The 14,552-nt window shown below is 76.6% G+C and carries 9 protein-coding genes; 6 read left to right on the top strand and 3 right to left on the bottom strand.

Annotated elements, in window-relative coordinates:
- The first annotated feature begins 134 nt into the window (after positions 1-134).
- A complete protein-coding gene (locus tag ACFVN3_RS15940) occupies positions 135-659 on the top strand; it encodes a GtrA family protein (RefSeq protein ID WP_378233895.1) in 525 nt (174 codons plus the stop codon).
- Positions 660-690: 31 nt separating this feature from the next.
- Here ACFVN3_RS15940 and ACFVN3_RS15935 read toward each other — a convergent pair whose 3' ends face one another.
- Both ACFVN3_RS15935 and ACFVN3_RS15930 read right to left on the bottom strand, forming a co-directional pair.
- Positions 691-2,022, bottom strand: a complete 1,332-nt coding sequence (locus ACFVN3_RS15935; RefSeq protein ID WP_378233894.1) for an ATP-binding protein — start codon at positions 2,020-2,022, stop codon at positions 691-693.
- 43 nt (positions 2,023-2,065) lie between these two features.
- Positions 2,066-2,749, bottom strand: coding sequence for a response regulator transcription factor (locus tag ACFVN3_RS15930; protein ID WP_378233893.1), 684 nt, complete (start codon positions 2,747-2,749; stop codon positions 2,066-2,068).
- Positions 2,750-2,854: 105 nt separating this feature from the next.
- Between ACFVN3_RS15930 and ACFVN3_RS15925 the strand changes: the two genes are divergently transcribed.
- The gene (locus ACFVN3_RS15925; protein ID WP_378233892.1) at positions 2,855-4,426 is read left to right on the top strand and encodes a sensor histidine kinase; all 1,572 of its coding nucleotides are present in this window, start codon (positions 2,855-2,857) and stop codon (positions 4,424-4,426) included.
- Positions 4,423-5,166 carry a response regulator gene (locus ACFVN3_RS15920; protein ID WP_378233891.1) on the top strand — a complete coding sequence of 248 codons (744 nt, stop codon included), beginning with the start codon at positions 4,423-4,425 and terminating at the stop codon, positions 5,164-5,166. The genes ACFVN3_RS15925 and ACFVN3_RS15920 overlap by 4 nt, the downstream gene beginning before the upstream one ends.
- 140 nt (positions 5,167-5,306) lie before the next feature.
- On the opposite strand, the gene ACFVN3_RS15915 is transcribed toward ACFVN3_RS15920, so the two are convergent.
- Positions 5,307-6,254: a hypothetical protein gene (locus tag ACFVN3_RS15915; RefSeq protein ID WP_378233890.1), complete on the bottom strand. Its 948-nt coding sequence runs from the start codon at positions 6,252-6,254 to the stop codon at positions 5,307-5,309.
- A gap of 373 nt (positions 6,255-6,627) precedes the next feature.
- On the opposite strand from ACFVN3_RS15915, the gene ACFVN3_RS15910 reads away from it, so the two are divergent.
- The 3 genes from ACFVN3_RS15910 to ACFVN3_RS15900 all read left to right on the top strand — a co-directional run bounded on the left by ACFVN3_RS15910 (position 6,628) and on the right by ACFVN3_RS15900 (position 14,533).
- Positions 6,628-7,452 (top strand): ABC transporter ATP-binding protein, encoded by an 825-nt coding sequence (locus ACFVN3_RS15910; protein WP_378233889.1) that lies wholly within the window; start codon positions 6,628-6,630, stop codon positions 7,450-7,452.
- A 23-nt stretch (positions 7,453-7,475) separates the two neighbouring features.
- Positions 7,476-10,010 (top strand): ABC transporter permease, encoded by a 2,535-nt coding sequence (locus ACFVN3_RS15905; protein WP_378233888.1) that lies wholly within the window; start codon positions 7,476-7,478, stop codon positions 10,008-10,010.
- A gap of 113 nt (positions 10,011-10,123) precedes the next feature.
- Positions 10,124-14,533, top strand: a complete 4,410-nt coding sequence (locus tag ACFVN3_RS15900) for an FtsK/SpoIIIE domain-containing protein (protein WP_378233887.1) — start codon at positions 10,124-10,126, stop codon at positions 14,531-14,533.
- Positions 14,534-14,552 lie beyond the last annotated feature (19 nt).

Below are 14,552 nucleotides of genomic sequence, written 5' to 3'. Positions count from 1 at the left end.
GTGCACCCACCCTAGTGCCTGGGCGCCACGGAACCACGCGGGGACCGCGTGCCGGACGCCTCGGCCGCCGGCAGCCCACCCGTGGCAGGGGCGGCACCCGGGCGACGCTCAGGAGCGCCCGGTAGCCTCGTGGGGTGACGAGCGACCTGGACCGCCGAGCCGAGGCGGACGCGGCGGCCCTGCCGCGCCGCGAGCGCGTCCTCGCCCGGGTGCGGGAGCTCGCGAAGTTCGGGTCGGTGGGCGCGGTCGCCTACGTCGTCGACCTGGGCCTGTTCAACCTGCTCAGCTTCGGTCCGGGCGAGCTCCTCGGGCACAAGCCGCTCACCGCCAAGATCGTGTCCGTCACGGTCGCGACGCTCGTCGCGTGGGTCGGCAACCGCTACTGGACGTTCTCCGCACGCCGCACCCAGGCGCGCGGCCGCGAGCTCGCGGCCTTCGTCGTCGTCAACGTCGGCGGCATGCTCATCGCGGTCGGCTGCCTCGCGATCTCCACGTACGCGCTCGGCCTCACGTCCCCGCTCGCCAAGAACATCTCGGCGAACGTCGTCGGGCTCGCGCTCGGCACCGCGTTCCGCTACGTCGCCTACCGACGCCTCGTGTTCACGGGCGACCGTGCGACGGACGCCCCCACCGCGCCCCAGGACGTCGCAGCACGCTGAGGCGCCCGGCGCAGCACCCGCGGCGGGACCGTCAGGCCCGGCGGCGACGACGTCGGCCGTGCGCGGAGACCGCGACCCCCGTCGGCAGGACCACGCGCGGGTCGAGGCGCCGCGGCACACCCGCGAGGAAGAGCGCGAACACCGCCGGACGGCGCTGCGCGAGCTCGAGCCGACCGCCGTCGGACGCCGCGAGGTCGCGCGCGAGCGCGAGCCCCAGCCCGGTCCCGGCGCCGGACGTCACCTCGCGCTCGAAGATGCGGGGCGCCAGGTCGTCGGGGACGCCGGCGCCCTCGTCCGACACCTCCGTGACGATCGCGCCGCTCGTGCCGGACGGGCGCGCGCGGACCGTCGTCGTGCCGCCGCCGTGCTTGAGCGAGTTCTCGATGAGCGTCGCCAGGACCTGCGCGAGCGCGCCGGGCGTCGCGAGCACCTGGTACTCCGCGGGGACGTCGACGACGAGCTCGCGCCCGGCCTTGACGAACGTCGGGACCCACTCCTCCTCCTGCTGGTGCACGACGTCGAGCAGGTTCACGGCCTCCGTCGTACCGCCCTGGGCGCGACGCGAGGACGCCAGGAGGTCGTCGACGACGCCGACCAGGCGCTCGACCTGCTCGAGCGAGATCCGGGCCTCCTCCTGCACGGCCGGGTCGTCCGAGGCCATCGAGATCTCCTCGAGCCGCATGCTGAGCGCCGTGAGCGGCGTGCGGAGCTGGTGGGAGGCGTCGGCGGCGAACTGGCGCTCCGCCGCGAGGCGCCCCGCGAGCCGGTCGGAGCTGCGCGCGAGCTCGGCGGCGACGAGGTCGATCTCCTCGACCCCCGACGGCTCGAGGCGCGGGCGCACCTGTCCCGAGCCGAGCTGCTCGGCAGAGGCCGCGAGGTAGACGAGGGGCGCGGCGATGCGGTTGGCCTGCCACACCGCCATGCCGATGCCCGCGGCGAACGCGACGATGGCCGCGGCCACGACGAGGAGCACGACCTGCGCGGCCTGGAGGTAGGCGTCCCAGTACGAGACGGTGAGCGTGACGAGCGCACCCGACTCGGAGTGCAGGGGCTGCTCGATCCCGCGTCCGGTGACCTCCGGGCCGGCCGTGAGCACGGTGCCGTCCGGCAGCGTGACGTAGACCTGGGCCGGCGGGTCGCTCGCGCGGGGCTGGACCGCGTCCTCGATGACGTAGTCCGGGATCTCGTCGCCCGCGGCGAGCCGGGCGTCGATGGAGCGGGCGAGGCGCTCGACGCGTGACGTGACGTCGTCGACCTCGCCCTGGAGCACGAACCGCGCGCCGTAGAACGCGAGCGGGAAGCCCAGGAGGATGACGGCGACGGCCACGGCCGCCACCGTGGCCTGCAGCATCCGACGCCGCACGCTGCTCCTCGCTCCCCGTGTCCTCGTCCCCGGTCGGGGTCGGTCAGCTCTCGCCGGTCTCGAAACGGAAGCCGAGACCGCGGACGGTCGAGATGTACCGCGGCGCGTTCGCGTCGTCGCCGAGCTTGCGGCGCAGCCACGACACGTGCATGTCGAGCGTCTTGGTCGAGCCGACCGGCTCGGAGCCCCACACGTCGCGCATGAGGGCGTCGCGCACGACGACCGAGCCCGCGCTCGCGACGAGCACGCGCAGCAGCTCGAACTCCTTGGTGGTCAGGTGCAGCTCGCGCTCGCCCTGGAACGCGCGGTGCGCGGAGACGTCGATGCGCACGTCCTGCGCGGAGAGCTCCTCCTCGTCCACCTGCTCGCCGTGCGAGCGGCGCAGGAGCGCCCGGACCCGGGCGAGGAGCTCGGCGAGCCGGAACGGCTTCGTGACGTAGTCGTCGGCGCCGGCGTCGAGGCCCACGACGAGGTCGACCTCGTCGGCCCGCGCGGTGAGCACGAGCACGGGGGTGGTGAGACCCTTGTGCCGGATCTCGCGCGCCACGTCGAGGCCGTCCATGTCCGGAAGGCCCAGATCGAGCACCACGATGTCCGCACCGCTCGCGGAGTCGATCGCTCCTTGACCAGTTCCTTGGACGACGACGTTGTAACCCTCACGTGTCAGTGCGCGCGCCAAAGGTTCGGCAATCGCCGGGTCGTCCTCCGCTAGCAGTACGTGGGTCATTCGCTCATGCTAGGGCATCAGTACGACTTCGGTCCCATCGTGCCCCGTGATCTCTGCGACCGTGGTGGGACGCCCAGCGACCGCCCCCTGCCTAGGCTGGAAGGCATGGGATGGTACGAGCGCCTCGGGCAGTGGTCCGACGAGCACCGGTTCGGTGTGGACCTCACCGTCACGCTCGTCCTCGCCGTCGTGTTCGTGCCCGCGTCCGCGGCGTTCACGTCGATGGGCGCGAGCGGGACCGGCACGAGCGGCGGGTGGGCAGCCCTCTGGGCGCTGCTGCTCCTCGCCCCGCTGCCCTGGCGCCGCTCCCGCCCGCTCGCGTCGGCGATCACGGTGTACACCGTCGCGCTCGTGCACCTGCTCGCCGGCTACCTCGTGATCTTCCCTGCCGACTTCGCCGTGCTGGTCGCGCTCTACTCCGTCACGGTCTACGGTCCCCGCTGGGCGCACCGGACGGCCATCGTGTCCTCCCTCGTCGGGGCGGTCGTCCTCGGGATCGCGCTCGGCCTGCTGTCCGGTCGCCTCACCGACCTCGCGACGATGGTCTTCTTCACGTCCGCGTTCGGCGGCATGACCTTCCTCGCCGTGTGGGCGTTCGGCCTCGTCCGCCGCTCCCGGCGCGAGACGATCGCCGCGCTCGTCGACCGCGCGGAACGGCTCGAGGTCGAGCGGGACCAGCAGGCGCAGATCGCGACCGCCGCCGAGCGGGCCCGCATCGCGCGCGAGATGCACGACATCGTCGCCCACTCCCTCTCCGTCGTCATCGCCCAGGCCGACGGCGGCCGGTACGCCGCCGCCCACGACCCCGAGGCCGCGACGCGCGCGCTCGCGACCGTGTCCGAGACCGGCCGCACGGCGCTGGCGGACATGCGCCGGCTCCTCGGCGTCCTCCGGTCGGAGCCTCCGCGCGTCGTCGTGCCCCCGGGCGCCGCCGTCGGGCCGGCCGGGACGCTCGTGCTGCCGGCGGGACGCGGCCCGGCGGGGACACCGCCCGACGGCTCGCCCTACGGGCCCGCCGCACCCGGGCACCCGGCGCCCGCGAGCGGCGCGACCGCCGCGCTCGAGCGCGCGCCACAGCCGGACACCGCGGACCTCGAGACGCTCGTCGCGCAGGTGCGCGACAGCGGCATGCGCGTGTCGTTCGTCCGCGTCGGCCAGGCGCGTCCGCTGCCCCCCGGGGCGGGGCTCACGGTCTACCGCGTGTGCCAGGAGGCGCTGACCAACGTGCTCAAGCACGCCGGTCCCGACCCGGAGGTCACCGTCGTCGTGCGGTGGGGCGTCGCCACCCTGGACCTCGAGGTCGAGGACGACGGGCGGGGCGCGTCGACGTCCGCCGAGGCCCGCCAGGACCCCCGGCCCGGCGGCTACGGCGTGCTGGGCATGCGCGAGCGCGCCGCGCTCTTCGGCGGGTCCGTGCAGGTGGGTCCGCGTCCCGGCGGCGGCTTCCGCGTGCACCTGCGCATCCCCGTGCCCGCCCTGCCGGGCGCCGCGGCCGGGCCGGGCGCCCTCGCCCCGCCTCCGGCCCGTCCCGTCCCCGCACCGCCGCCCGCGCCGTCGGGCAGGATGGCTCCGGGCCGCCCGTCCGGCACGACGACGCCCCCGCTACCACCGCCGCCGCCGGTCGAGGCCGACTCCTCACATCCGGCCCTCGACCGACCGACCGACAGGACACCATGACCGACGCCTTCCCCGTCCCCGACGGGGCGTACGCCGCAGACCCGCTCGAGCCCCTCGAGCCCGTGCGCATCGCGCTCGTCGACGACCAGCAGCTCGTGCGCGCGGGCTTCCGCATGGTCATCGACTCGCAGCCGGACCTCACCGTCGCGGTCGAGGCGGGGGACGGGCTCCAGGCGCTGCGCCTCCTCGCGGACCACCCGGTCGACGTCGTGCTCATGGACGTCCGCATGCCGCACCTCGACGGGCTCCAGACGACGGCCCGGCTCACCGCCGCGGCGGCCGACGGCGGGCCCGCCCCCAAGGTCATCGTCCTCACCACGTTCGACCTCGACGAGTACGTGCTCGAGGCCATCCGCTCCGGCGCGAGCGGGTTCCTGCTCAAGGACGCGCCGCCCGAGGAGATGCTCGCCGCGATCCGCACGGTGCACCGCGGCGACGCCGTCATCGCGCCGTCGTCCACCCGGCGGCTGCTCGAGCACCTGGTGACGGCCCTGCCCGCCGAGCAGGCCGACGACTCCCCCGCGCACGCCGCCGTCGAGGGCCTCACCGAGCGCGAGCGCGAGGTCCTCGTCCTCATGGCGCGTGGCCGCTCCAACACCGAGATCGCGAGCGACCTGTTCGTCGCCGAGGCGACGGTCAAGACGCACGTCGGCCGGATCCTCGCCAAGCTCGGCGCGCGCGACCGCGTCCAGGCCGTCGTCACGGCCTACGAGACGGGTCTGGTCCGCCCGGGCGCCTGACCCGCCGCGAGCTGTCAGCACCACACGAGCCCCTGGACCCGTGGACTGCTGACGACACCGATCGGCGGGAAGCTGTCAGCGCCCCACGGGTCCCTGTGCCCGTGGGGTGCTGACAACTTCGGGACGTGCTCGGGGGCAGGTCACCCCGCGAGCGCCAGGTCGGCGAGGTGACGTCGCACGATCGCGAGAACGCGCTCGGGTTCGTGGCGCGCTGCCGTCGCCGGCAGCCTCAGCCGCACCGTGCGCGTGTCCGCGCCGAGCTCGGCGTCACGCAGCAGGTCGTCGTACCACCGTCGGTTCTCCATGTGCCCCACGCCGTCGATCTCGACGACGAGACGGCGACCGTCGGCCAGGCGCCACTCGACGTCGAGGAACCGCCACCTGCCACGCGCGTCGCGCCGTCGTGCCTGGCGCACCGGCTCGGGCAGACCGGCGCGCCGGCACAGCCGGACGAAGTCGATCTCGGCGAGCGAGTCGGAACCACCGGCGATGTCGCCGAGCGCGGACCGCATCGTCGACCGGTGGCGGACCGCCCCCACCTCGTCGAGCTTCGCCAGCAACCCTGCAGGTGTGGCGAGGCGTTGCTGGACCACGGCGGACGCGAGCCCCACCGCCGTCCGCCACGACGGCTGCCACGCCGCGGCGTCGACGGCGGCACGTTCGACGCCGTGGACCGGCAGCCCCGCGAGCCACCCGATGTCGTCGGTCGCGGCGCGACGCGACTCGTGCACGACGAGCCATGGGTGTCGGTCGGCACGCTCACCTCGCGCGACCACCAGGTGCACCGGCTCGCGGTGCCACCCCTCCAGCCCGCGGAGCTCCAGCGCCGTCCACGCACCGACGGCCGAGCACGGAGGGGCGCCGAGGACGGCGACCCAGCAGCGTGCGAGACGCGTGAGCGGGCCACGGTGCAGGACCAGCACGTCCCGGCTGCTGCGCCGCCACCGTCGTGCCCGCACCTGGTTGTCGACGTCGTGGCTGGTGACTCCGAGCCGCGTGAGCTGGGAGCGCGCGACGACGCCGTGCTGGCTCGTCGCGAGCGCCCGCAACCCCGCCACCGCGTCCAGGAAGTCCGCTCCTCCGGTCATGCGCGCATCGTGCCCGCAGGAGGGCAGCCGCGTCCGTCGTCGTGAGACGGCTGTGGACGGGACCGTTGCGGAACGGTCCTGTGGACGGCGACGAGCCGTCTGCCTGCCAGTTGTCAGCGGCCCACGTGCCCCCGGACTCGTGCAGCGCTGACAACCGCGGGCCACCTTGCCACCGTCGTGTCAGCCCTCGGCGCCATGCCTCTACGACCACGGGATGACCCGCCTCCCGTGCAGGACCCGACCCTCGCCGGACGCGGCCGGGCGGGCCGGGTCCGTAGCGTCGTCAACGATCCCGGCGCACGCCTCCGACCTGGTCGGTGCGAGCGCGCGACGGACCCGACGACGACCCTCGACGACGTACCCAGGAGATGACGTGGACACGACCGTGTACCGCCCCACCGACCCCGCCCCCGCCGGCCCGCCCGCGGTCAGGGCCCGCTCGCTGCGCAAGACCTACGGCACGGGCGAGGCGGCGGTGCACGCGCTCGACGGCGTCGACGTGGACTTCGAGCGCGGCCACTTCACGGCGATCATGGGCCCGTCCGGCTCGGGCAAGTCGACGCTCATGCACCTGCTCGCGGGGCTGGACTCCGCGACGAGCGGGCACGCCTTCATCGGCGACACCGAGGTCACGGGCCTGAACGACAACGCGCTGACACAGCTGCGCCGCGACCGGGTGGGCTTCGTCTTCCAGTCCTTCAACCTGCTGCCGATGTTCACGGCGGAGCAGAACATCACGCTGCCCGTCGAGCTCGCGAACGGCAAGGTCGACCGCGCGTGGTTCGACACCCTGGTCCGCACGCTCGGCCTCGAGGCACGGCTGAGCCACCGGCCGAGCGAGCTGTCCGGCGGGCAGCAGCAGCGCGTCGCCATCGCGCGCGCCCTCATCGCCGGGCCGGAGGTCGTCTTCGCCGACGAGCCGACGGGCAACCTCGACTCGCGCTCGGGCGCGGAGGTGCTGAGCTTCCTGCGCCGGTCGGTCCGCGAGCTCGGCCGCACGATCATCATGGTCACGCACGACCCGACGGCAGCCGCCTACGCGGACCGCGTCGTGCTCATCGCGGACGGCCGCATCGCGGGCGACATCAGCGACCCGACGCCCGAGTCGGTGCTCGCCGGGCTCGACGCCCTGCGCACGCTCGAGGCACCGGGCGCCGACGGCTCCGCCCCGACCGCGTCGCAGGCGGTGCGCGCCTGATGCTCCGCCTCACCCTGGCGCAGATGCGCCGCAGCATCGGCCGCCTCGTCGCGGCCGGCGTCGCGATCGTCATCGGGACGGCGTTCGTCACGGCGACCCTGATCGCGGGCAACGTCATCACCCAGACCACGAACGACTCGATCGCCGCGCAGTTCGCGGACGCGGACCTCGTCGTCTCCGCGCCGAGCGACCTCACGGCGTCCGACGTGGACGCCCTGCGCTCGGTCGCGGGCGTCGACGCGGTGGACGCCGTCCAGTTCACCTACCTCGACCTGTCGCACGGCGCGAAGCGCGTGTTCCAGCTCGGTGTCCCCGCCCCGTCCGACCCGCGCTTCGAGGCGCTCGAGGTCGTCGAGGGCTCGATGCCGACCGCGCCCGGCCAGCTCTCCCTCCCGACCGCCGTCGCCGAGCGCCTGGGCGTCGGCATCGGCGACACCGTCACGAGCTCGCGCAACGTGTGGGACGCCTCCGCGCCCGACGGCGGCGACTACGAGGAGGTCCGTGACGAGCTGACCGTCGTCGGGACGACCGACGACCCGTACGGCGCGTACGCCCAGATGGGCGGGGCCGTCGTCGTGACGGCCGAGGACGTGGCCGCGTGGCAGGCGGCGCAGGCGATGCCCGACGACTCCGAGCGCACCTACTCCGCGGCGATGGTGGGACTCGCCCCGGGCACCGACCTCGAGACGGCGCGCGCGGCCCTCGTCGCCGCGTCGCCGGACGAGGCCGAGGCCGTCACCCCCGCCGAGCACGCCCAGGCGCAGGCCCAGAAGATGACGGGCGGCCAGGACGTCTTCACGTACGTCATCCTCGGCTTCGCCGCCGTCGCGCTGCTCGTCGCGGCGCTCGTCATCGCGAACACGTTCCAGGTGCTCGTCGCACAGCGCACGCGCACCCTCGCCCTCCTGCGCGCCGTCGGCGCGAACCGGTCGCAGCTCGCCCGGTCGGTCCTGTCCGAGGCGACGATCCTCGGCGTCCTGTCCTCCGTGGGCGGCATCCTGCTGGGCTGCCTGCTCACCCAGGTCGCGCTCCTCGTGGCCCGCGGGGCCGACCTGGGCGTGCCGATCCCGGCGACCATCACGGTGACGCCCGCGGTCGTCCTCGTCCCGCTGCTCGTCGGGACCCTCGTGACGCTCGTCGCGTCGTTCGCCCCGGCGCGCGCCGCCACGCGCGTCGCGCCGCTCGAGGCGCTGCGCCCCGCCGACGCGCCGAGCCTCTCCCGCGGCGGGGGCCGCGTGCGCCTCGTCATCGCGAGCCTGCTCACGCTCGGCGGCCTCGCCGTCCTCGGCGGCGGCATCTGGCTCGGCAGCACCGGCAGCCCCGAGGCCGGTCTCCTCGCGGGTGTCGCGGGCGGCGCCCTCTCGTTCGTCGGCGTCCTCGTCGGTGCCGTGTACTGGCTGCCGGGCGTCGTGTCGTTCGTGGGTCGGCTGCTCGCCGGCACCGGGTCGACGGCGCGGCTCGCCACCGCGAACACGCTGCGCAACCCGCGCCGCACCACGGCGACCAGCACCGCGCTGCTCATCGGCGTCACGCTCGTCGCGATGATGTCGACCGGCGCCGCGAGCGCCCGCACGTCCCTCGACGCGGCGCTCGACGACCAGTACCCGGTCGACGTCCTCGTCGCGACGGACGCGTACGGGTCGACGGGCGACGCCGTCCCGGACGACGTCGTGCGCGCCGTCTCGGGGACCGAGGGCGTCTCGCGCGTCGTCGAGCTCTCCGCGGCGACGGTCACGCTGCTCGACGGCGCCGAGATGACGATGCACGGGGTGGACCCGGACCAGGCGCGCGCCGTCGTGCGCTCGCCCGACGTGCTCGCGGCGTTCGCCCCGGGCACGGTCATGGTCCCCGAGGCCGACGCCGAGGCCTGGGACGTCGCCGAGGGCGACACGCTGGAGCTCACCGGGCCGGACGGGGCGACCCTCGAGCTGACCGCCCACGTCGGCGCCATCGGGGACGGCTGGCTCCTCGACGCGGACGACGCGAAGACCCTGGCCCCGGACGCCCCCGTGTCCCGGCTGTGGGTCGGGCTCGACGACACGGGCGACGCGACGCAGGTCGTGCCCGCGATCCAGGACGCGATCGTCTCGTCGGACACGCCCGTCGAGGTCGCCGGCATCGCCGTCGAGCGCGCGGCGATGCAGAGCGTCATCGACACGATCCTCGGGGTCATCGTCGGTCTCCTCGCGGTCGCCGTCGTCATCGCGCTCATCGGTGTGGCGAACACGCTGTCGCTCTCCGTCATCGAGCGGCGACGCGAGTCGGCGACGCTGCGCGCGATCGGCCTCAGCCGGGCGCAGCTGCGGTGGATGCTCGCGATCGAGGGCATGCTCATCGCGGGCGTGGGCGCGGTGCTCGGCATCGTGCTGGGCGTCCTGTACGGGTGGGCCGGTGCGGCGACGGCGCTGAGCGTCATGGGCGACGTGTCGCTCGCGGTGCCGTGGCGGGACGTCGCGCTCGTGCTCGTCGTCGCGCTCGTGGCAGGGCTCGTCGCGTCCGTCGTGCCCGGCCGGACCGCCGCCCGAACGTCGCCCGTCGCGGCGCTCGCCGTGGACTGAGCCGCGGCTCGTCGGGCCCGACGGTCGACGCGCGCCCCTGTGGACGGACCACCGTCCACAGGGGCGCGCTCGTTCCCAGGCGGGGAGGTCGCCGGATCGGGCACCATCGCGGCGTGCCGCCCGCCCCCGCCCCGAAGCCCCCCGTCACCGAGCACGCTCCGCCCGCGCCCGAGCGTGCCGGGCCCCGGGACGAGGCGTGGCTGCGCGTCACGGTGCACCCGGCCACGGACGTCCTGCTCCCTGCCAGGGCACGCCTGGGCGACGTCCGCGCCGGTCTCGCGGAGCTCGTGTGCCGCCCGGAGCTGCGCACCGCCGCCCTGCTCGTGGACGGCGTCCCGGTCGACGACGACCAGCGCTGCGGGACCCGCCCCCTGCTCCCCGGGGCGACGGTCGCTGTCGTGCCGGCGGGCGGGAGGCCGGTCGCCGGCGCGGCCCGACCGGACGCCGTGCTCGCCGCCCCGCTCCACGTCGCCGTCCTCGCCGGCGGGGGCGCTGGGCGGCTGGTCGCCGTCCCGGACGGCGCGGGCCGCACCCGGGTCGACGCGCTCGACGTCCGCTACCGCGTCACGCGCCGCGGCACGCGGGTCCGCGTCCGCGCACCGCGCGGCACCCGGCGCGTGCCCGACGACTCGGGGGTCCTCGTCGCACGGCCGGCCCGGGCCGGCCGCGGGGTCGCGTCGTGGCGCACGGTCCGGTGGCGCACGGGCGACGCCCTCGCGACCCCCCGCGGCGTCTACGCCCTGCGGCCGCGCCCCGTCCTCGTGCACGGACCCCGCACCGGCCCCGTCGACCCGGCTTCCGTCGACACGTCCCCGGGTCGGCCGAGCGCCGGCCACCTCGCGACCGCGGCCGTGCCCGCGGTCGCGTCGCTCGCCCTCGCCGTGACGTTCCGCCAGCCGCTGTACGCGCTGCTCGCCCTCGCCGGGCCGCTCGCGCTCCTCGTCCCCGCGCTCGTCGAGGCGCGCCGACGCCGCGTGGCCCGCGGGGGCGGCGGAGGTCCGGGGTCCGACGCGAGGCGATCGTCGGGTGCCGACGGCGCGCGGACGACGGCGCCCGTCGACCCGCTGCGCCCGCGGCCCGCCGACGCGCTCACCTGGGCGACGATCGCCCGGCTCGCACCGGCCGCCACGCCGCCCGGTGGGGCACCACCGGGTCCGGGTGCCGACCCGAGCGCCGCCCCGGTCGCGCGCGGCGCGCCCGTGCGGCTCCCCGACGGCTGCGTCGCCGTCGTCGGTCCCCGCTCCCTCGCGCTCGCCGCCGCGCGGGCCGTGCTCGGGGAGCTCCTGTCGTCGGGTGCCGTGCCGACGTTCCGGCACCCGCCGCACGCCGCGGCGGACTGGGCCTGGTGCCGCTGGCTCCCGCGGGCGAGCGCCGTCGGCTCGCTGGACTCCGTACGACCGCCGACCAGCCCGGCCGCCGTCCTCGTCGTCGACGGGGCCCCTCCCCCGGGCGAGCTCGCCCGGGCGTGGGAGCGGCTCGGGGCCGCGGGGACCGACCTGCTCCTCGTACTCGACGACGCGGCCCGCGTCCCGGCGTGGTGCCGGACGGTCATGGACGTGACCGGCCCGACCGTCGTGGTCACCGGCCCGGACGACGCACGCGTCGTGCGCGAGCACGTCGGGGCGAGCGAGGAGTGGGCCGTCGCGCTCGCCCGTCGGCTCGCCGCCGCGGACCACCTCGGCCGGCTGGACGGCACCGACCCGGCAGGGCACGACCCCGGCGACCCGACCTCGCCCTCGCTCCCGGCGGACGTCGCGCTCGGCGACCTCCTCGGCCTGCCGACCGAGCCGGACGACCTCGCGGCGTGGGTCGACGCCCGCTGGCAGGACGCGGCGCGGCGCGACGGGACCGGACTGCGGGCCGCGCTGGGCGTCGGGGCCGGGGGCGCACCGGTGACCGTGGACCTCGTCCGCGACGGCCCGCACGTGCTCGTCGCCGGGACCACCGGAGCGGGCAAGTCGGAGCTCCTCCAGACGCTCGTCACAGGGCTCGCGCTCGGGCGGTCGCCCGCGGAGCTGTCGATCGCGCTCGTCGACTTCAAGGGCGGCGCGAGCTTCGGGGCGTGCGGGCTCCTGCCGCACGTCGTGGGCACGGTGACCGACCTCGACCCGGGTCTCGCCGGCCGCGCGCTCGCCGGGCTGCGGTCCGAGCTGCGCCGGCGCGAGCGCGTGCTCGCCGCGGCGGGCGCGACCAGCGTCGACGAGCTCCCCCGAGGACGCCTGCCGCGGCTCGTCGTCGTGGTCGACGAGTTCCGGGCGCTCGCCGACGACCTGCCCGACCTGCTGCCCGGGCTGCTGCGCGTCGCCGCGCAGGGCCGCTCGCTCGGCGTGCACCTCGTCCTGGCGACGCAGCGGCCCGCCGGGGCCGTGAGCGCCGACGTGCGGGCCAACATCACCCTGCGCCTCGCCCTGCGGGTGGTCGACGTCGCCGACTCGCGAGACGTCGTCGAGTCGCCGCTCGCGGCGCTCGTCCCGGCGTCGGCGCCGGGACGGCTCGTCCTGCGGCGGGGTGCCGAACCTCCGCTCGCGGTGCAGTGCGCCAAGGCCGGGGCGCCGGCGCGCGTCTCGGCGCCGGGTGTGCGTGGCGCTCCCCCGTGGGGCGTCGCACGAGGGCTCCCCCACGGAGCCTCCCCCGCGCACGACGACGGCCCCGCGCCCGGCGCGGGAGCGCCCCGGCCTGCTGACGACCTGCTTCCCCGGATCGTGGCCGCGGCCCGCGACGTCGCGGAGAGCGCCGGCCTGCGCCCGGCTCCGCCGCCGTGGCTGCCCGCCCTGCCCGACCAGGTCGGGCAGGACGACCTCGCGGAGCTCGCGCGTGCGTGCGACACCGCGGCGCGCGACGGCGAGGTCGGGACCGACATCCCGCCGGACGACCGTGCGCGCCGGGGCGACGACCGAGCCGGCCCCGGAGGGAACGAGGCGCTCGCCGGGGTCGCGGATCTGCCCGTCGCCCTCGGCGACGTCCCCGACCTCCAGCGCCGGACGGTCGTCCGGTGGGACCCTCGCGACGGGCACCTCGCGGTGCTGGGCCGCGCACGCTCGGGCCGGACGACGACGCTGCGCACCGTGGGCCTGGCCGCCCTCGCGCGCGGGTGGGCGGTCCACGCCGTCGGGTCGGGGCTCGCCGACCTCGCGACCCACCCCGGGACGGGGACCGTCGTCGACCGCGACGACCCGCGGCGCGTCGTCCGCCTCCTCCGGCTGCTCGCCGGTCACGACGACGGTCAAGGGCGCCCCGCGGGGACCGACGCCACCGACCGGGTCCTCCTGCTCGTGGACGACGTCGACGCCGTCCGGTCGGCCCTCGCGGGCGTGGCGGGCGGTGCCGGCGCCGACGCGCTCGCGGACGTGCTCGCCGGCCCCGCCGCGGTCGCCGTGGGGTGCGCCAGCCCGACGATCGCGGGACTGTCGTCGCTGGTCGGGGTGCGCGCGGTCATGGTGTCGCGCGACCGTCACGACGACGTGGCGCTGGGCGTGCCCTCCACGCTCGCCGGGCGGGGAGGCCCGGCAGGGCGGGCCGTGTGGCTGGGCCCCGGCGAGCCGGTCCTGTGCCAGGTCGCCCTCCCGGCGCAGCCACCGCTGGGGCCCGCTCCCGGGAGGCCGACGCTCCCGGCCGCCACCACCGGGTCGGGCGTGCCGGACCGCGACGCTCGGCCCGGCGCGTTCCGGCTCCTGCCGCTGCCCGCGCGGGTCGCGCCCACCGACCTCGTCACCCCGGGTCCACGCCTCGCGGCGGACGGTCCGGGCCCCGCTCCCCTCGGTCCGCGCCGCGCGGCAGACGGTCCGGGCGCAGCGCCGGCCGGTCCGCGCCTCGCCGCGACCGCGCTCCACGTCCCGGTGGGCCGGGGCGGCGACACCGCCGCCCCGGTCACGCTGGACGTGTCGGGCGGAGCGCTCGTCGTCGGCCCGCCGGGCTCGGGGCGCACGAGCGCGCTGGACCTCCTCGCGCGGCACGTCGCGCGCGCGGGCGTCCTGCGTGGGGTCGTGACCCGCGACGACGCGCTCGCCGCAGCCGCCGGACCCGGGACGAGCGTGGTCCGCCGGTACGCGCCGGCAGCCGTCGGCGCGCTCCTCGACGCCCTCGCCGCCGGCACGCGCGAGACCGGACTGGAGGACACGCGCGAGAACGGTGCACCGGGACCGCCCCGCGTGGTGGTGGTCGACGACCTGGACGTCCTCGTCCAGCTCTGCGTGGTCGAGGGCGAACGGCTCGCGGCAGCCTGCCGGGACGGCCTCGTGCTCCTCGCGTCCGCGACGACCGGCGGCGCCGCGTCGGCGCTGCGCGGACCGCTCGCGGAACTGCGCGGCGTGCGCGCCGGCATCGTCCTCGCGCCGGGTGAGCGCGGCAGCACCGACGTGTTCGGTCGTGGCCTCGAGTGGCTCGCCGAGCCGGGGCGGCCGCGGCCAGGACGCGGGGTGCTCGTCCAGGGCGCCCGGCTCACCCCGGTGCAGCTCGCGCTGTCCTCGGCGGGCGGTCGAGGCTCAGGGGCGTCCGGGCACGCGCAGCCGGGGATTCAGGCGTGACGCACCAGCTGCCCGGATG

The organism is Cellulosimicrobium sp. NPDC057862, assembly GCF_042797035.1.
GTDB lineage: Bacteria > Actinomycetota > Actinomycetes > Actinomycetales > Cellulomonadaceae > Cellulosimicrobium.
Note: the sequence above shows the minus strand (reverse complement) of the source record. Positions and strands in the feature narration are given on the sequence as shown.

Coding starts and splice junctions, on each gene's coding strand:
- ACFVN3_RS15920 (WP_378233891.1), top strand. CDS start 4,423: ATGACCGACGCCTTCCCCGTCCCCGACGGGGCGTACGCCGCAGACCCG.
- ACFVN3_RS15915 (WP_378233890.1), bottom strand. CDS start 6,254: ATGACCGGAGGAGCGGACTTCCTGGACGCGGTGGCGGGGTTGCGGGCG.
- ACFVN3_RS15925 (WP_378233892.1), top strand. CDS start 2,855: ATGGGATGGTACGAGCGCCTCGGGCAGTGGTCCGACGAGCACCGGTTC.
- ACFVN3_RS15905 (WP_378233888.1), top strand. CDS start 7,476: ATGCGCCGCAGCATCGGCCGCCTCGTCGCGGCCGGCGTCGCGATCGTC.
- ACFVN3_RS15930 (WP_378233893.1), bottom strand. CDS start 2,749: ATGACCCACGTACTGCTAGCGGAGGACGACCCGGCGATTGCCGAACCT.